This window comes from Pseudomonas sp. EL_65y_Pfl1_R83 (genome assembly GCF_963970695.1).
Lineage (GTDB): Bacteria > Pseudomonadota > Gammaproteobacteria > Pseudomonadales > Pseudomonadaceae > Aquipseudomonas > Aquipseudomonas tritici.
Genome location: NZ_CAXAQI010000012.1, coordinates 141,316 through 158,957 on the forward strand (window position 1 = coordinate 141,316; position 17,642 = coordinate 158,957).

Sequence of the window (17,642 nt, forward strand, 5' to 3'; positions counted from 1 at the left end):
ATTGGCAGCTTAAAACTTGGGCTCACCTGCAGGGGGCTCCGATGATCACCAGCAAGCTGCCGAATGTCGGCACCACCATTTTTACCACCATGTCGCAACTCGCTGCCGAAACCGGTGCGCTCAACCTGTCCCAGGGCTTCCCGGACTTCAATGGCCCCCAAGGTTTGCTCGATGCCGTGGGCAAGCACGTTGCCAGCGGACACAACCAATATTCACCGATGGCTGGCCTGCCAGCCCTGCGCCAGCAAGTGGCGGCCAAGATCGCCCGCAGTTATGGCGCCACGGTGGATGCCGACAGCGAAGTGACCATTACCCCTGGGGCTACTGCTGCGATCTTCTGCGCGATCCAGGCGGTGATTCGCAGTGGCGATGAAGTCATTGTGTTCGACCCTTGCTATGACAGCTATGAGCCCTCGGTCGAACTGGCCGGTGGCCGTTGCGTGCATGTGCAACTGAGCCTGCAAGGCTTTGCTCTCGACTTCGAAAAGATCAAGGCCGCGCTGTCGCCGCGCACGCGCATGATCATCCTCAACACGCCGCACAATCCCACTGGCGCCTTGGTCTGCCGCGCCGAGTTGGACCAGTTGGCGGAGTTGATCCGCGACCGCGATATCTACTTGGTCAGCGACGAGGTCTACGAACACCTGGTATTCGACGGTGTGCCCCATGTCAGCGTGCTGGCCCACGAAGAACTGTATCAGCGCGCGTTCGTGGTCAGTTCCTTCGGCAAGACCTACCATGTCACCGGCTGGAAAACCGGCTACGTCATCGCGCCATCGGCCCTCACGGCCGAACTGCGCAAGGTGCACCAGTACGTTAATTTTTGCGGCGTGACGCCGCTCCAGTTCGCATTGGCCGATTTTATGGCCGAACATCCAGAGCACGTCGATGAGCTGCCGGCGTTCTACCAGGCCAAGCGCGACCTGTTCTGTGACCTGCTGGCTCCGTCACGTTTCAGCTTTACCCCCGTCACCGGCACCTACTTTCAGTTGGTCGATTACTCACAGATCCGCCCGGACCTGGACGACGTCGCCATGTCCCTGTGGATGACCCGCGAACACGGCGTGGCAACCATCCCGGTCTCGGTGTTCTACCAGACCCCACCCCAAGGCCAGCGCCTGGTGCGCCTGTGCTTTGCCAAGCGCGAGGAAACGCTGCAACAAGCAGCCGAGAAACTATGCGTGATTTGACTGCGTTACCGAACCTGAACCTCGCCCTGGTCCAGACCACCCTGGCCTGGCATGACCGCCAGGCCAACCTGGAACATTTCGAACTGCTGCTGGACCAGGCCAGGGGCGCCGATCTGATCGTGCTGCCGGAGATGTTCACCACCGGTTTCTCCATGGAGTCAGGCTCCCTGGCCGAACCGGAGAGCGGCCCGACCCGTCGATGGCTCCAGGCCCAGGCAGCGAAGTACAACGCGGTGATCACCGGCAGCGTGATCATCCGGGCCGCCGACGGCAGCCACCGCAACCGCCTGCTCTGGGCGCGGCCGGATGGCGAGGTGCAGCATTACGACAAGCGCCACCTGTTCCGCATGGCCGGCGAGCACGATCACTACACCCCCGGCGAGCGGCAGGTGCAATTTGAGTTGAAGGGCTGGCGTATTCGCCCGTTGATTTGCTACGACCTGCGCTTTCCGGTGTGGAGCCGCGATGCTCAGGACACCGACCTGCTGCTGTACACGGCCAACTGGCCGGGCGCTCGGCGCCAGCATTGGAATCGGCTGCTGCCGGCGCGGGCGATTGAAAACCTGTGCTATGTGGCGGCCGTGAATCGGGTGGGGACGGACGGGAAGGGGTTTGCCTACACCGGTGATAGTCAGGTGTTGGACTTCCAGGGTGAGACCTTGCTGAGTGCGGGGGAGGCGGATGGGGTGTTTCAGGTGTGCCTCGAGGCGGCTGAGCTGGCGGCGTATCGCACCCGATTTCCGGCGAACCTGGATGCCGATAGCTTTCAGTTTGTCTGACGGGTTTGCCGTGCCTGGGAGATTGTATTCGCGAGCAAGCCCGCACACATTTCGAGCGCATTCCTACAGGAAACACGCGGTTCAATGTGGGAACGGGCTTGCTCGCGAAGAGGTCCTCACCGACACCACAAATCTGAAGCCTAACAAAAAGGCCCCTGGATTCTCATCCAAGGGCCTTTTGTATTGCAGCGATAAAACTTACGCCGCTTTAGCTTCCATCTGACTCAACGAGCGGTTCAACGCACTGAACAACGCCTTGAAGCTCGCAGTGGTGATGTTTTCATCAATACCCACACCATGTACCGGACGCTCACCGTTCACACGCAGCTCGATGTAGGCCGCCGCCTTGGCATTGGTTCCTGCACCGATTGCATGTTCGTTGTAGTCCATGATTTCCACGGCAATCGGCAGGCCGGCTACCAGTGCTTCCAGCGCACCGTTGCCCTTGCCTTTCCAGTGCAGGTTGGTTTCACCCTGGCCCTTGCCCGAGACTTCCACCTCGACATAGCTGTTGCCGTTCTCTTCCTGCAGGCGATGGCTGACCAGCGCGTACGGGGTGTTGGCTTGCAGGTATTCACGCTGCAGCAACGCGTAGATCTGCGGTGCAGTCATCTCGAGGCCGACGCGGTCGGTCTCGGCCTGTACCACTTGGCTGAACTCGATCTGCATGCGGCGCGGCAAGCTGATGTCGTATTCCTGCTCCAGCAAGTAGGCGATGCCGCCTTTGCCCGACTGGCTGTTTACACGGATCACCGCTTCGTAGCTGCGGCCAATGTCCGCTGGGTCGATCGGCAAATACGGCACTTCCCACAGCGCATCGTCTTTCTGCTGGGAGAAACCTTTGCGGATCGCATCCTGGTGAGAGCCTGAGAACGCGGTGTGCACCAGGTCGCCAACGTACGGGTGACGTGGGTGCACCTGGATCTGGTTGCACTCTTCGACGACTTTGCGCACGCCATCGATGTCGGAGAAATCCAGTTGCGGGTCGAGGCCCTGGGTGTACATGTTCAGTGCCACGGTGACGAGGTCGACGTTACCGGTACGCTCGCCGTTGCCGAACAGGCAGCCTTCGACACGATCGGCGCCGGCCATCAGGCCCAGCTCAGTGGCGGCTACGCCAGTGCCTCGGTCGTTGTGGGTGTGCAGGCTGATGATCACGCTGTCACGACGGTTGATATGGCGACCGAACCACTCGATCTGGTCGGCATAAATGTTTGGCGTGGCGCATTCCACGGTGGCCGGCAGGTTGAGGATCATCTTGTGCTCAGGCGTCGGGTTCCACACTTCGATCACCGCGTCACACACTTCCTTGGCGAACTCCAGCTCAGTCGCGCTGAAGGTCTCCGGGGAGTATTCGAACGTCCACTGGGTCTCCGGCTGCTGCGCGGCGTATTTGACGAACAGCTTGGCCGCGTTGACCGCGATTGCCTTGATGCCGTCCTTGTCCTGGTTGAACACGATGCGGCGGAACGACGGCGACGTGGCGTTGTACAAGTGCACGATGGCTTTCTTGGCGCCGCGCAGGGATTCGAACGTACGCGCGATCAAGTCTTCACGGCCCTGGGTCAGCACCTGGATGGTGGTGTCCTCGGGGATGTGGTTGTCTTCGATCAGGGTGCGTACGAAGTCGAAGTCGGTTTGCGACGCAGCCGGGAACGAGGCTTCGATTTCTTTAACGCCTACCGCTACCAGGGTCTTCCAGAAGCGCAGCTTTTTTGCGGCGTCCATTGGCTCGATCAGCGACTGGTTGCCATCACGCAGGTCCGAGCTGCACCAGATCGGCGCTTCGGTGATGGTCTTCGATGGCCAGGTGCGGTCCGGGATATCGATGGTTGGAAACGCGCGGTACTTCGAAGACGGGTCTTTGAGCATGCTCATCGGGAAATCCTTTGTAGTAGGGGCCGAGAAAAGGCGGCCTGCCGTAGAACTGTTTTTAGGGATAAAACGTATAGACGAGGCAGATCGATTCAGCTTGGCAGTCGTGCGCTGACGAGGCACAAACTGCGGTGCTGGCGGAGCTGAATGAGGGTGTGAGAGGTTTTCATAAGCTCAACCCTAACCGCCGGGGTGAAAGATGGCAAGCAGTCGAGAAAAATTGAGATAAGTTCTGTTATCTGCGTAGGAAGCGAGATTTTATGCTTGTTTACAAGATGAAGGCTGGTTTTAATTGCGCGCCCATTATCGAGCGCGCAATCGGACGTTTCAGGGTTGGAACGCGCCGATAAAGATCGCCGGGTCTACCCTTGCATCGTTAAGGCTGACATTCCAGTGCATGTGCGGTCCGGTCGCACGGCCCGTTGAACCGACCTTGCCGACCACTGCGCCGCGCTTGAGTTGATCGCCCACTTTTACGTCGATCTTCGACATGTGGCAGAACATGCTGATAAAGCCCTGGCCGTGGTCGACGAACACCGTGTTGCCGTTGAAAAAGTAGTTACCGATGAGAATCACCTTGCCGTTCGCCGGGGTCTTGATCGGCGTGCCCGCGGGCACGGCGAAATCCAGGCCCGAATGCGGATTGCGTTCTTCACCGTTGAAGAAGCGGCGTACGCCAAACTTGCTCGACAGCGGCCCGTTCACCGGTTTATCCAGCACCAGGTTGCTCGGCAGGTTCGGGCTGAAACTGCGGTAGGCCTTGAGCTGCACCGCCAGTTCGCCTTCGATGCGCTTGAGTTGCGCCGGCTTAGGGTTTACCTGGCTTTTGTTTTTCAGGGTGATGCGCTGTTCTGGGTACTTCTTGTAACCGACGATAAACGGCAGGCTGCGCCCGCCGCTGCTGAGGCGCTCGTTGCCGGGTTTAACGGTCAATGGGATGCCGACAATCGCCAGCCAGTTGTCCGCCTCCTTCACCACCAGCACCGGTTTCCCTTGGTAGGTGGCTTTCGGTGCTGCCGCCGAGGGGCCGAGTTCTACGACTGCAACGCCGCCCGGCACGGGTTTGTTCAGGGTGCGTGTTATATAGCTGTCGGCATGGGCATTAACGGCGAGGCACAGCAGCATCAACAGGCTAAAGAGACGTGGCATTAATCAATCCAATAACGAAAGGGTGACGGGTGTCAGGTGGTTGTCTTCCACCCGCACTTGCAATTTGCCTTCACCGAGACGCGCGGTGAGGCGCTGGCCGGTGTGGGTTTGAGCGGCGTCGCGAATGGCCTGGCCGCGTTCGTCCAGCAGGATGCTGTAACCACGGCCCAGGGTCGCCAGCGGGCTGACCACCTGCAGCGTCTGCACCTGGCTTTGCAGTTGCATGCGCCGAGCCTTGAGGCCTTCTCGCATGGCGCGGGGCAGGCGTTCGGCAAGGCTGTCCAAGCGCTGACGCAGCAGGGCCAGTTGCCGGCCGGGGTGTTGGCCGGCAAGACGAGTTTCCAGGCGGATCAGGCGTTCGCGCCGGGTATTGAGGCTGCGCTCGAACGCACGGCGCAGGCGCATGTCCAGGTCATCCAGGCGCTGGGCCTGTTGGCGCAGACGCTCGCCAGGGTGACGCAGACGTCGGGCCATGCTTTCCAGGCGCAGGCGGTCATGGCTCAGGCGATTGCGCATCAGCATCACCAGGCGACGGTGTAGGTTTTCGACTTGGCGTACCAGGTGGCTGGCGTCCGGCGCGAGCAATTCCGCCGCAGCGGATGGGGTAGGGGCGCGGACATCGGCGACGAAATCGCTGATGGACACATCGGTCTCATGGCCAACGGCGCTGACGATTGGTGTGACGCAGGCGTCTACCGCGCGTGCTACGGCCTCTTCGTTAAAGCACCAGAGGTCTTCCAGCGAACCGCCACCACGCGCCAGGATCAGCGCATCAAAGCCCCGGGCGTCGGCTAGTTTCAGCGCACGTACGATCTGCGGGATGGCTTCGCGGCCTTGCACGGCTGTCGGGATCAATGTCAGCTCAACGTTCGGAGCCCTGCGGCGGAACACGCTGATGATGTCGCGGATCACCGCGCCGGTTGGCGAGCTGATAATGCCGATGCGCCGAGGATGCGCCGGCAGCGGCACTTTACGTTCAGCGCTGAATAGACCTTCGGCGCTGAGCTTTTCTTTCAGCGCATCGAACGCCAGGCGCAGCGCGCCATCACCGGCCGGTTCCACGGTATCGAGGATCAGTTGGTAATCACCCCGGCCTTCGAACAGCGAGACCTTGCCGCGCACTTTCACCGCCAGGCCATCCTTCAGCGCCTGGCGAACCCGCGCGGCGTTATTGCGAAACAGCGCGCAACGCACCTGGGCGCCGCTGTCCTTGAGGGTGAAATACACATGGCCGGAGGCCGGGCGGGCGAGGTTGGAGATCTCGCCTTCGACCCAGATATTGGTGAACACGTCTTCCAGCAACACCCGCGCGCGGCCGTTGAGCTGGCTGACAGTCAGGACTTCGCGGTCCAGGCCCAGTCGGGCAAAAGGATCTTTAATCATGGGCGTCAGTTTATAGGCATTCGCGCAGTGTTTGACAGAATTGCTCCACCAGCGCACTTGGCGCCTGCGCGCAGGCGAGGGCCACGGTGCTGAGGCAGTCCGGGTCGGCCAGGGGCAGAAAGTGCAGGTTAGCCGGGGCGATGTCCTGCATGGATTTTGGTAACAAGGCAATACCGAAGCCGGCCTGGATCAGCTGCAACTGGGTGGTCTTGCGGGACATCACCCGCGCGGCCTTGGGGAAAAATCCCGCACGCATGCACAACTCGGCTGACAGATAACTCAGGCCGCCGCGTTGGGGATGGGGGATCGAGATAAACGCTTCGTCCTTCAATTGCGCCAGTTCGATAGGCGCATTGCTCACCGATGGCTAAAGTGATCTCTCTCTCGTAAGGAATTTTCCATGAGCCCGGTTGAGCTGATGAACCAGTGGTCGTTTGTTGGTGTGGATTGGCTGGTCATCGGCCTGGGCATCGTTGTGGCCTATATCGTGTTTGGCATCGCCGGCTTTGGAACGGCGTTGGTGGCGGGGCCACTGCTGATCCTGTTTATGCCACTGTCGAAAATCATTCCGCTGCTGGTGCTGCTGGATTTTGTCGCGGCCTTTGGCAACCTGCTGCAAGCGCGGCGTGATGTGAACAAGCCGGAACTGCTGCGGTTGCTGCCGTGCATGGCGATAGGTTGCACGCTTGGCGTGGTGTTTTTGCTCAACTTGCATTCCGACCTATTGCTGTTGTTGATGGGCCTGTTTATCAGCGCCTACGCGATCTACAGCCTGGCGGTAAGGGCGCGTCCGACTCAACTGGCGGCAGGGTGGTCGATTCCGATGGGCACCGTGGGCGGGTTATTTGGTGCGCTGTTCGGCAGTGGCGGCTTTCTCTACGCAATCTATCTGAACAGCCGCCTGCCCAAAGACGCGGCGCGCGCCACGCAAAGTGCGTTGATCAGTTGCAGCACGGTGGTGCGCTTGAGCCTGTTCCTGGTCGCCGGGGTGTATGCAGATTTGCCGTTGTTGATGTTGGCGGTGTGCCTGCTGCCAGCGATGGCCCTGGGGCTGTGGTGTGGGCGCAGGCTGACCATGCGCATGTCCCGTGAGGCGTTTGTGCGGTTGGTCACCTGGCTGGTGCTGGCGAGTGGGATGGCGTTGATTGGGCGGTACTTGAGTACTTGACCTGAGTGGGGCAGGGATTAAGCTGCCAGCCTTCAGGGCCTCATCGCGGGCAAGCCCGGCTCCCACAGTTGATCGCGTTCCAATGTGGGAGCCGGGCTTGCCCGCGATGGCGCCAGTAGCCACACCGCAGGACTCTCAGGTCTCATGAACTCCCAAAGCATCCTTGTCCCCAAAATCTCCACCTTGCCCGTCCACGAACCCCGCGCCCGGGCGATCGTGCGCTGGCTGGTGCGCAAGAACATTATCAAGGAAGAGCTGACCACCTGTGGCCGCACCGGCAACCGCATGGCCTACGCCCTGGCCGATGGTGCCCGCGCCGTGGTGCTGCACCCCCAGGCGCTGCCGTTCAACGAGCCGATCAACGGCCTGGAAATCATCTACAAGCGCTGCATCTACACGCCGGCCAAGGGCTTTCTCGAAGAAGCCGGCTGCCCGGAATGCCGCAAGGAAGTCGGCGAAGCATTGTTTGACAGCCTGGAAGACTGGATGCCCGGTCACACCGATAACTTCACCTGCCCGCTGTGTGGGCATGAAGACGACATCAATGGGTTCCTGTTCCTACAGGAATGCGGGTTTTCCAACCTGGGGTTCATTTTCAACAACTGGGCGGAGGCGGGGTTCAAGCAGAGCTTTATCGACGAATTTGCCGATTGGTTGGACCAGAAGATGAGTTGGGTCAAAGTCGAGCTTTAACCCTTCTATCAGTATTACCAAGTTTGTCAGAGTTTTACATTGAGCCCGACAGGGTGCATGTATATAATGGCGCGCTTCCATTTTCCCGCTCGGGAGCCCCCGCGATGCTGCGTATCAGCCAAGAAGCTCTGACATTCGACGACATTCTCCTAGTGCCCGGTTATTCCGAGGTACTTCCTAACGAAGTCAGTCTCAAGACCCGCCTAACCCGTGGCATCGAGCTGAATATTCCCCTGGTTTCCGCTGCCATGGACACCGTCACTGAAGCCCGTTTGGCAATCGCCATGGCTCAGGAAGGCGGCATCGGCATCATCCACAAGAACATGACCATCGAGCAGCAAGCTGCCGAAGTGCGCAAGGTCAAGCGTTACGAAGCCGGTGTGGTGAAAGATCCCATTACCATCGAAGCCGACGCTACCGTGCGTGAACTGTTCGAACTGACCCGCCTGCACAACATCTCCGGCGTTCCGGTGTTGCACGATGGCGACCTGGTCGGCATCGTCACTTCCCGCGACGTGCGTTTTGAAAACCGCATGGAAGTCACCGTCCGCGACGTGATGACGCCTAAAGAGCGCCTGGTCACTGTCCGCGAAGGTGCCGACAAGAATGATGTGCGCGAACTGCTGCATAAAAACCGCATCGAGCGCGTGCTGATCGTCGACGACAAATTCGCCCTTAAGGGCATGATGACCGTCAACGACATCGAAAAAGCCAAGGCTTACCCGCTGGCCAGCAAGGATGATCAAGGTCGTCTGCGCGTTGGCGCCGCCGTCGGTACCGGTAAAGACACCGGTGACCGCGTTTCGGCCTTGGTCGCTGCCGGCGTTGACGTGGTGGTGGTCGACACCGCCCACGGTCACTCCAAAGGCGTGATCGACCGCGTGCGTTGGGTCAAACAGAACTTCCCTGATGTGCAAGTGATCGGCGGCAACATCGCCACCGGCGCAGCGGCCAAGGCCCTGGCTGAAGCGGGCGCCGATGCAGTCAAGGTCGGTATCGGCCCTGGCTCGATCTGCACCACCCGTATCGTTGCCGGTGTGGGCGTGCCGCAAATCAGCGCCATCGCCAACGTCGCCGCCGCCCTTGAAGGCACCGGCGTTCCGTTGATCGCCGACGGCGGCATCCGTTTCTCCGGTGACCTGTCCAAGGCCATCGTTGCCGGTGCTTCCTGCGTGATGATGGGCTCGATGTTCGCCGGCACTGAAGAAGCGCCAGGTGAGATCGAACTGTTCCAGGGCCGTTCCTACAAGGCTTACCGCGGCATGGGTTCGCTGGGCGCCATGTCCCAGGCGCAAGGTTCTTCCGACCGTTACTTCCAGGACTCCTCGGCAGGCGCCGAGAAACTCGTCCCGGAAGGCATCGAAGGCCGTGTGCCGTACAAAGGCACACTGAGCGCGATCATCCATCAACTGATGGGCGGCCTGCGTTCTTCGATGGGCTACACCGGCAGCGCCGACATCGAAGAAATGCGCACCAAACCAGAGTTCGTGCGGATCACCGGCGCCGGCATGGCTGAATCCCATGTCCACGACGTGCAGATCACCAAGGAAGCGCCAAACTACCGCGTAGGTTGATGCTTCCAGCAAAATGTTAAGTAACCGGGGCTGTTCTTTCAGCCCCGAGTTGTTTCTGATTCATTAGACGAGACTGACTTCATGGCCCTCGACATTCACGCCCACCGCATCCTGATCCTCGACTTCGGTTCCCAGTACACCCAGCTGATCGCCCGCCGCGTGCGTGAAATCGGCGTGTACTGCGAACTGCATCCGTTCGACATGGACGACGAAGCGATCCGCGAATTCGCACCTAAAGGCGTCATCCTCGCCGGTGGCCCCGAGTCCGTGCACGAAGCCAACAGCCCGCGTTGCCCGCAGGCCGTATTCGATCTGGGCGTGCCGGTCTTCGGTATTTGCTACGGCATGCAGACCATGGCCGAGCAACTGGGCGGCAAGGTTGAAGGTTCCGAGCTGCGTGAATTCGGTTATGCCCGTGTCGACGTGGTCGGCAAGAGCCGCCTGCTGGACGGCATCGAAGACCACATCGACGCCGACGGCCTGTTCGGCCTCGACGTGTGGATGAGCCACGGTGACAAAGTCACCAAGATGCCGGAAGACTTCCACATCCTGGCCAGCACCCCGAGCTGCCCGGTCGCCGGCATGTTCAGCGACGAGCGCCGTTACTACGGCGTGCAGTTCCACCCGGAAGTGACCCACACCAAACAAGGCGGTCGCATCCTGTCGCGTTTCATCCTCGACATCTGCGAGTGTGAAGCCCTGTGGACGCCGTCGAAGATCGCTGAAGACGCCATCGCCAACGTGCGTGCCCAAGTCGGCACCGACAACGTGCTGCTCGGCCTGTCCGGTGGCGTTGACTCCTCTGTGGTTGCTGCGCTGCTGCACAAAGCCATCGGCGACCAACTGACCTGCGTCTTCGTCGACAACGGCCTGCTGCGATTGCACGAGGGCGAGCAAGTGATGGCCATGTTCGCCGAGAACATGGGCGTCAAAGTTATTCGTGCCAACGCCGAGGAGCAGTTCCTCAACAACCTGGCCGGCGAGTCCGACCCAGAGAAAAAGCGCAAGATCATCGGTCGCACCTTCATCGACGTCTTCGATGCCCAGGCCAAACACCTGGACAACATCAAGTACCTCGCCCAGGGCACCATCTACCCCGACGTGATCGAGTCGGCCGGCGCCAAGAGCGGCAAGGCCCACGTGATCAAGTCCCACCACAACGTGGGTGGGCTGCCTGAGGAAATGAACCTCAAGCTCGTAGAACCTCTGCGCGAACTGTTCAAGGACGAAGTCCGCCGTCTGGGCCTGGAACTCGGCCTGCCGTACGACATGGTCTACCGCCACCCATTCCCAGGCCCGGGCCTGGGCGTGCGTATCCTGGGTGAAGTGAAAAAGGAATACGCCGACCTGCTGCGTCGCGCCGACCACATCTTCATCGAAGAACTGCGCAAGGCCGACTGGTACCACAAAGTCAGCCAGGCCTTCGTGGTGTTCCAGCCAGTTAAGTCGGTTGGCGTGGTAGGCGATGGCCGTCGTTACGCGTGGGTAGTTGCGCTGCGTGCCGTAGAAACCATCGACTTCATGACCGCCCGTTGGGCGCACCTGCCGTACGAACTGCTGGAGACTGTCAGCGGCCGTATCATCAATGAGATCGAAGGTATTTCGCGCGTTACGTATGACGTGTCGAGCAAACCGCCGGCGACGATTGAGTGGGAGTAGAGTTGATTCGTAACTATATGATTTTTATCTAAAAAAATAAAAACAGAAAGCGATGTTTGCTACGACGTCAATGGCGTTCTTAATGGCGCGCATCGTACGCATGTGAGAGAGCTACATCGATACCATGGCCTGGATAAGGAATGCCGACATGGTATCGAGAACGCTTGGCTGCGCAGATGTCAGCAGTAACTGTTTGCCAGTCTCCACTTAAAGTAACTCTGCCCCCGGAAGCCTTGGTCGGCTGTGTATTCAGCGCTGCCGTACGGGCCAAGGCCGAAAAGCAGACGGCGATAATTGGCGTAGTCGGAATTTTTTCGACTGGAAAAATCACGCCGAGTCGGTCATCAGCAGCGTGCGTCTGAGCGACGAAGAACGCGCGCGAAGCCGAGTGATGATAATCGACGCCAACCACAGGATCATTGCTAGCTCGGACGCCCGGGATCACTTGGGCGAAGGCATGGAATTGCGAGCTAAGGCCGGGCAGCCGAGTGGTTACAGCATGTTGAGCGGCAACAGTCGAGGATTACCTGGTGGAGCTGCGCACCTTGCAGTCGGAATTGGAAGCGCGGCGTAATTCTGCGCAATCGGCGGAAGAGTCGGCGTCGGTCAGCCGCGACCAATATGAAGCCGGGGCCATCGACTACCTCGATGTTGCCACTACCCAGTCCACTAGCCTGAGTGAGCGCCAGACCTTGCTCAGTCTGGGTGTCTACGCAGTTGGTGACCAGCGTCCAGTTGCAAGTCGCCTTGGGCGGCTCCTGTACTGGGGGCACTGATCATCCCCCGGAGTAACCTGGCACCTGCGCTGCGCTGGTAAGTCGAATGCTGCAAAGCCGGTGCACCGGATGCTGCAATTGGCCAATTATTGTCATGCTAGTATCCGCGTGCCCCTGGGAACGGACCGTTCCTGCGTATGGGCGGTTCATAATGTTTGAGTATTTCGTCCAGTAGGAGGTTTTGCGTGCTCAGGAAGTCAAGTTTCGCACTGCTCGCCCTGTCTGCCGCCGCTTTTTCGGCGCAGGCTCAATCCGATCGTCAAGTGGTCGAGGACATGGTGACCCGCTCGGCCAATGTCTGCCCGGGCCACAGTACCGAGCGCACCACGCCCACCGTGAAGGCGGTGCCCGTCGGCGCGTTGCGGGTCATGCTCGATCGTGGCCTGGTCATGTGCCCCGATCGGCGCCTCGATGCCGACGCGCCGGCCGTGTTCTACGGCAGAGTCGGCGTTTTTGAATGGAACCCCGAAGTATCGGCAGGCTCGGCGGTGATCGTCAATCAGATCGACGCCATGACCCGTAAGGACGATTACCCATCGGACACCCTGGTGTGGGACGCCGAGGGTAGCCTCGAGCAGCGTACCGTGCCGGCTTTTGAAGCCAAGCCAGGGGCTGCGGTGCTGTACAAGGTCCGCTAGGCCCTGACGACTTGGCGTAAAGCGTTAGATTGATTTCCAGGTGCATGGCTTCCTAGGACAGTCTGACGCGTACCGGCGCAGGTCAGCAGCTTCTGTTGTTGGTTGCGAGCTGGTGCCATTCAAAGGCGGGGCCGCTGCCCTCGTACTTAACAAAACCGCAGTTTCATCGACGCCAGTCGTTCCCTCGGCGTCGGTGAGCTGGCCCCTCTGCCACGGGTTGTTGCCGCTGATGCAGAGTTGACCCTGCTGCCGACTTGGCGTTGCCCCATAAGTATTAAGCCCAAAGTCAGATCGGCTAACGCTTTACGAAGTAGAAGCATGGGGCAGCGAAGTTTCGGCAGTTGGGTCAACTCTGCATCAGTGGCAACAGGCCAAGCTCAGCGTCACGTTTCCTGAGAAATCGACATTTTCAACAGAATTAGCCAAAAGCTGACATTCGGTTAATTGCGACTACCGGCCAAAAAGTAGCGGCCACGCTAACTAGAAAACCACGGGCGGTTCAGTTATGCCGTTTCATTACCAGATTTTGATAACGATCCCAGCATTTCCCTTAGGCGCGTTTCCGAAAGCGGTTCACTGAACAGAAACCCTTGTGCCATGGCACAGCCTGCTTCACTCAGCCATTGCGCTTGGCAGCGCGTTTCAACCCCCTCCGCAAGAGTTGTCAGGCTCAGTCCTTTACTTAGAGAAAGGACGGCTCGGACGATGCGGGCATTCTTGTCGTTTTCAAGAACCGTGCTGATGAAAGTGCGATCTATTTTAAGTTTGTCAAAATTGAACTGAGCCAGTTGAGCCAAGCTGGAGTAGCCTGTCCCAAAATCGTCCATGGCGATGCGGATGCCCATTTCATGCAGCGCTTCTATGTGCTTGCTTGCCATTCCAAAATCGCTCACTACGGAGGTTTCGGTCACTTCCAATTCAAGCCTATTCGGTGGGAAGCCGGTTCGCTGTAATGCACCCTTCACTCGGTTGACGAGATTTTCGTCACGAAGGTCCAATGCGCTCAGGTTGAATGCTAGCAATAGGTGCTCAGGCCAAACTGCTGCCTCCCGGCAGGCTCGTTCCAGCAATAACGTGGTGAGCTCGCGCATCAGGCCGGATCGCTCAGCAGCAGGGATGAAATGTAAGGGGGAAATCGGCCCATGCAAGGGATGGTTCAGGCGGGCCAAGGCCTCGAAGCCAACAATACGCTCATCCTCCAGAGCAACAATTGGCTGATATGCCAAGCTCAGATAGCCATTATCGAGTGCTTCGCGCAGCAACTGCACTACTTGGGATTGCTTTTCCAGATGCACATCCCGACTCGGATCGAAAAACCGAACTGTATTCTTGCCGTCATGCTTACCTTGGTACAGCGCAAGATCGGCCCGCCGCAGCAAGCTGCTAAGGTCCCTCCCGTCTTGTGGAAACTGTGCAACACCATAGGTGCCCGCTGTGCAGAGACATACGGAGTCAAATACCATAGGGCTTGAAATCAAAGAGGCGAGTTGATCTAGGAAAAGACGAGCTGACTCGGCTGTTTTTGCAGACCGAATGATGAGCGCAAACTCATCTCCGCCCAGACGGCAGGCGAAATCACCATCTGGTAGGCTTGTACTGATACGGCTTGCCAATTCCCGCAACAGCCGATCGCCATAGCTATGACCATAAACATCGTTTGCTGATTTAAAGCCATCTAAGTCAAACAGTACAAGAAAGAACGGATCATTAGGACACAGTCTGCGTGAATGGAACTCCAAGTCCAGCCCTCTACGGTTGGGCAACCGCGTCAAGGTGTCATGGATGGCCATATCGATGGCCGCTTTTTCAGCCAGACGTCGACCGACAATTTCCTTGCGAAGCTCGTAGACCCTTCGAATACCAAAGGCAAAGCCACACCAGCCCATGACGATGAGGCCTAAAAAGAACTCGTCTGCCTGCCAGCTCTCGTGCCGGATATTGAAGCGAGCAAGTGCTTCATAAAGGTCAAGGTGAAGGCCAGCCCAAAGCACGCAAGTGCCCAAACAGGCGACGACGATGAAGTCTAACCACGCTTGGTGGAGTCTCAAGAAGCGACGTAATAAGCGGTCGGCCATGGAAATGCCATCATTTGAGGGTTCTCATCTTTAGCTATCGACCCATTTAAAACTTCCTTGAGTCCATTCATCATTCAGGACCCCTTACCGCCAACCACATTTTTCGGCCCGCTTAACTTGTAGTGACGTCCAGACGCTATTAATTTCGCATCATTTAGATGCGTGGGTCAGCGAAATTTCGGCAACTGGGTCAACTCTGCATTGCTGTTTACACCGTCCTGGCTATGGTCCGGTGTTGTGCTCCTGGTCGGTCGTTACGAGCAAGGGTATCTGGAGCATTGCCGTCGCTGCGCGCTGGACCACTGATAGTCTGTCCACGCTTAGCCGCAAAGGCTAACTGGCATCAGCTTCGTTAAACTGATGCCGGTTTTCCCCCGCGTGGCTATTGGGCGCCGCGGCTCAATCCACCCAGACGGGTTGAGATCGACTGCATGCCTTTGCCCAGTTCCCGAAGGGTGCTCGCATCTCGCGCGCCTTCTTCGCTGGCCGCATGGATACGTACCGCCAGCTCGTTGATTTCCTGAGTCACGTGGCTCTGCTCTTGGGCGGCAACGGCGATCTGCTGGGCGCGCTGGACGATGTCATCGAAACTGCCCACCGTAGTGCCCAATGTGGCGGACACGCCGACTGCCTGTTGCACTGATTCGCGAGTGCGTTGAGCGCCGTTTTGCATGGTTGTGACGGCAGAATTTGATGCCTGGCGCAGCTGGGTGATCATCTCCTGAATTTCGTTGGCAGACGTTTGTGTGCGGCCTGCGAGCGTGCGCACTTCATCTGCCACCACCGCAAAGCCACGTCCTTGCTCACCGGCTCTAGCGGCCTCGATAGCAGCGTTGAGCGCCAATAGATTCGTCTGCTGAGAGATCGATTTGATTACCTCCAGCACGCTGCCAACTCGCTCGATGTCTTCACCTAACTGAGTCATGGCGGTGGCCGCGCCTGAGATGTCGGTCGCCAGGCTTTCGATGGATTCACCGTTGCGGTTGACTTGGTCCTGACTCTTTTGCGCTTCTACCAGTGAGCTGCGGGCCGTGTCCGAGCAGTCTGTGGTGTTGCGTGCGACCTCGTTGGCGCTGGCCGACATTTCAGTAATGGCGGTGGCGAGCAGGGTGTTGTCCATGCGTTGAGTCTCTGCCCGTTCAGCCAGGCCATTGGACAGTTGCGCCAGTTCGTTGGCCTGGGTTTCCAGTGACACCGACTCATCGGCAATGCGTCGCAGCATGGCCTGCAGAGAGCCAGCGTAATGGTTGACCGCAATGCGCAACGCGCCGAGTTCATCTGACCGCAGAATCTCTAGCTGAGCGCCTGCCTGACCGCCTTGGCCCAGACGTTCGATTTGCGCAGTGGTTTCCTCAAGCTGAGTGAGCAGCCGTTTGCCGGCCAGCCATGCCAGCCCCAGCAGGATGCCCAACAGCGGTAGCAAGAACAGCAAGATCTGCCCGGTCAGCTTGTTCGCGAGTCCGACCACGCGGGCCTCTGGCGTGACCAGCCCAATGCGCCAGCCGGTGCCTTCCATGGTTTCCAATGTGATGTAAGCCGGTCCATCCAAGCGCGCATCGTGTTCCAGATACAGCGTTGTCGTGCCGGCCGGCTTGCTCGACAGGCTTTCGGCGACCGGCTTCAACCACGTTTGTTCCTGGCTCAACCCGGCAATGGTCGGCAGGCCCTTGGTGCTCTTTGCATCGGGGAAAAACAGCAGGTTCCCTGAAGGATCGACCGCAAAAGCGTAGCCGCCGGTGACATTGCCCTTGGCCTTGAGAAACGCTGCGAGGCCGTCAAGCTTGAGGTCGATAGTGGCGACACCGGCAAACGCGCCCTTTGCGAGGTAGGGCACGCTACAGGTCGTCATTGCCACGCCACTGACCGGGTCCTGATAAGCATCTGACCAGACGCAACGTCCCGATGGCGCGGATTTCGCTCCCGTGTACCAGGACTCAGCCTGATACGGCGGGGTTTGCGCGGCGTTGTACTCGTCCGAGTAATCCAACCCATTGCTGACGTTGCGTGCCCAGAAAAAACTTCGGCGATCAGTACCGGCAGTAAAACTGTTGGGCTCTGGCCACAGACCGCCGCCTGCAATGGCTGCATCGCCTTGGCTGTCGATTACATTAGGCAGATTAGCCTTGAGCAGGTTTTCGTCGTGGGGCAGGGTTTCAGCCAGGTGCGCCATCGCTGTAGCGGTGCCTTCAATGCGATTCACTTGCAGGGCTAACTGGCGTGTAATCGCACGGGCCGATTGTTCCGCTGCCTCGGTTCCTGCTGCCACTAACTGAGGCTTGCCGCCCAAGGTCATGACTGAGTAAATCGCCAATGCCGTGAGAACCAGCAGCGTCAGGATCCCCAGAGTCATTCGCCCTGCGATGCGGTTGGGAAGTAGCGACATGCTGTAACTCCACAAAATTAGGGTTGGCTTTAGTTAATAGCGGCAGCCAAGCCCGGTAGTTGAGGCGCTACATGATATTTTGAATGATTAGGCGACCGGTGGCTGTCAACGGCAATGCAGAATTGATAGAGCTGCCCACATTTCGCTGACCCAGGCTTCTACTTCGTAAAGCGTTAGCCGGTCTGACTTTGGACTGAGTACTTATGGCGCAACGCCAAGTCGGCAGTAGGGGCAATTCGCATCAGCGATAACAAAGAAAACTTAGGTTGTTTATCTATCAATCATAGTATTTCCCATGGT

The 17,642-nt window shown here is 58.8% G+C and carries 13 protein-coding genes and 3 pseudogenes; 9 read left to right on the top strand and 7 right to left on the bottom strand.

Annotated features, from left to right (window positions below; translation table 11 throughout):
• The first annotated feature begins 41 nt into the window (after positions 1-41).
• Together AACY08_RS18285 and AACY08_RS18290 are read left to right on the top strand one after the other, a co-directional pair.
• A complete protein-coding gene (locus tag AACY08_RS18285) occupies positions 42-1,190 on the top strand; it encodes a pyridoxal phosphate-dependent aminotransferase (protein ID WP_339470739.1) in 1,149 nt (382 codons plus the stop codon).
• On the top strand, positions 1,178-1,969 hold the full coding sequence (locus AACY08_RS18290) for an amidohydrolase (protein WP_339470740.1): 792 nt from the start codon (positions 1,178-1,180) through the stop codon (positions 1,967-1,969). The genes AACY08_RS18285 and AACY08_RS18290 overlap by 13 nt, the downstream gene beginning before the upstream one ends.
• 198 nt (positions 1,970-2,167) lie before the next feature.
• Here AACY08_RS18290 and leuA read toward each other — a convergent pair whose 3' ends face one another.
• The 4 genes and pseudogenes from leuA to AACY08_RS18310 all read right to left on the bottom strand — a co-directional run.
• Entirely contained in the window at positions 2,168-3,847 is a 1,680-nt protein-coding gene (gene leuA, locus AACY08_RS18295) for a 2-isopropylmalate synthase (protein WP_339470741.1), read from the bottom strand.
• Between the two features lie 324 nt (positions 3,848-4,171).
• Positions 4,172-4,993: a peptidoglycan DD-metalloendopeptidase family protein gene (locus tag AACY08_RS18300; protein ID WP_339438135.1), complete on the bottom strand. Its 822-nt coding sequence runs from the start codon at positions 4,991-4,993 to the stop codon at positions 4,172-4,174.
• Between the two features lie 3 nt (positions 4,994-4,996).
• The gene (gene xseA / locus AACY08_RS18305; protein WP_339470742.1) at positions 4,997-6,376 is read right to left on the bottom strand and encodes an exodeoxyribonuclease VII large subunit; all 1,380 of its coding nucleotides are present in this window, start codon (positions 6,374-6,376) and stop codon (positions 4,997-4,999) included.
• 10 nt (positions 6,377-6,386) lie between these two features.
• Positions 6,387-6,734, bottom strand: a pseudogene (locus tag AACY08_RS18310) (LysR substrate-binding domain-containing protein); the annotation flags it as partial.
• A gap of 42 nt (positions 6,735-6,776) precedes the next feature.
• Here AACY08_RS18310 and AACY08_RS18315 point away from each other — a divergent pair.
• From AACY08_RS18315 to AACY08_RS18340, 6 genes are all read left to right on the top strand, one after another.
• On the top strand, positions 6,777-7,544 hold the full coding sequence (locus AACY08_RS18315; protein WP_339470744.1) for a sulfite exporter TauE/SafE family protein: 768 nt from the start codon (positions 6,777-6,779) through the stop codon (positions 7,542-7,544).
• A gap of 144 nt (positions 7,545-7,688) precedes the next feature.
• The gene (locus AACY08_RS18320) at positions 7,689-8,237 is read left to right on the top strand and encodes a sugar ABC transporter ATPase (RefSeq protein ID WP_339420567.1); all 549 of its coding nucleotides are present in this window, start codon (positions 7,689-7,691) and stop codon (positions 8,235-8,237) included.
• A gap of 104 nt (positions 8,238-8,341) precedes the next feature.
• Complete coding sequence (gene guaB / locus AACY08_RS18325) at positions 8,342-9,811, top strand: IMP dehydrogenase (RefSeq protein WP_339420568.1); 1,470 nt, start codon at positions 8,342-8,344, stop codon at positions 9,809-9,811.
• An 81-nt stretch (positions 9,812-9,892) separates the two neighbouring features.
• Positions 9,893-11,470, top strand: coding sequence for a glutamine-hydrolyzing GMP synthase (gene guaA / locus AACY08_RS18330; RefSeq protein ID WP_339420569.1), 1,578 nt, complete (start codon positions 9,893-9,895; stop codon positions 11,468-11,470).
• A 530-nt stretch (positions 11,471-12,000) separates the two neighbouring features.
• Positions 12,001-12,246 (top strand): TolC family protein, encoded by a 246-nt coding sequence (locus AACY08_RS18335; RefSeq protein ID WP_339470745.1) that lies wholly within the window; start codon positions 12,001-12,003, stop codon positions 12,244-12,246.
• Between the two features lie 185 nt (positions 12,247-12,431).
• Positions 12,432-12,884, top strand: a complete 453-nt coding sequence (locus tag AACY08_RS18340; RefSeq protein WP_339420571.1) for a hypothetical protein — start codon at positions 12,432-12,434, stop codon at positions 12,882-12,884.
• Positions 12,885-13,387: 503 nt separating this feature from the next.
• Here the strand turns inward: AACY08_RS18340 and AACY08_RS18345 are convergent.
• Positions 13,388-14,959: a putative bifunctional diguanylate cyclase/phosphodiesterase gene (locus AACY08_RS18345; protein ID WP_339470747.1), complete on the bottom strand. Its 1,572-nt coding sequence runs from the start codon at positions 14,957-14,959 to the stop codon at positions 13,388-13,390.
• 195 nt (positions 14,960-15,154) lie between these two features.
• On the opposite strand from AACY08_RS18345, the pseudogene AACY08_RS30575 reads away from it, so the two are divergent.
• Positions 15,155-15,265: pseudogene (locus AACY08_RS30575) on the top strand (DUF2252 domain-containing protein); the annotation flags it as partial.
• A gap of 76 nt (positions 15,266-15,341) precedes the next feature.
• On the opposite strand, the gene AACY08_RS30580 reads toward AACY08_RS30575, so the two are convergent.
• Positions 15,342-16,475 (bottom strand): methyl-accepting chemotaxis protein, encoded by a 1,134-nt coding sequence (locus AACY08_RS30580; protein WP_445262033.1) that lies wholly within the window; start codon positions 16,473-16,475, stop codon positions 15,342-15,344.
• Positions 16,461-17,342 (bottom strand): annotated as a pseudogene (locus AACY08_RS30585) (cache domain-containing protein); the annotation flags it as partial. The pseudogene AACY08_RS30585 and the gene AACY08_RS30580, both read right to left, overlap by 15 nt.
• Positions 17,343-17,642: the final 300 nt, after the last annotated feature.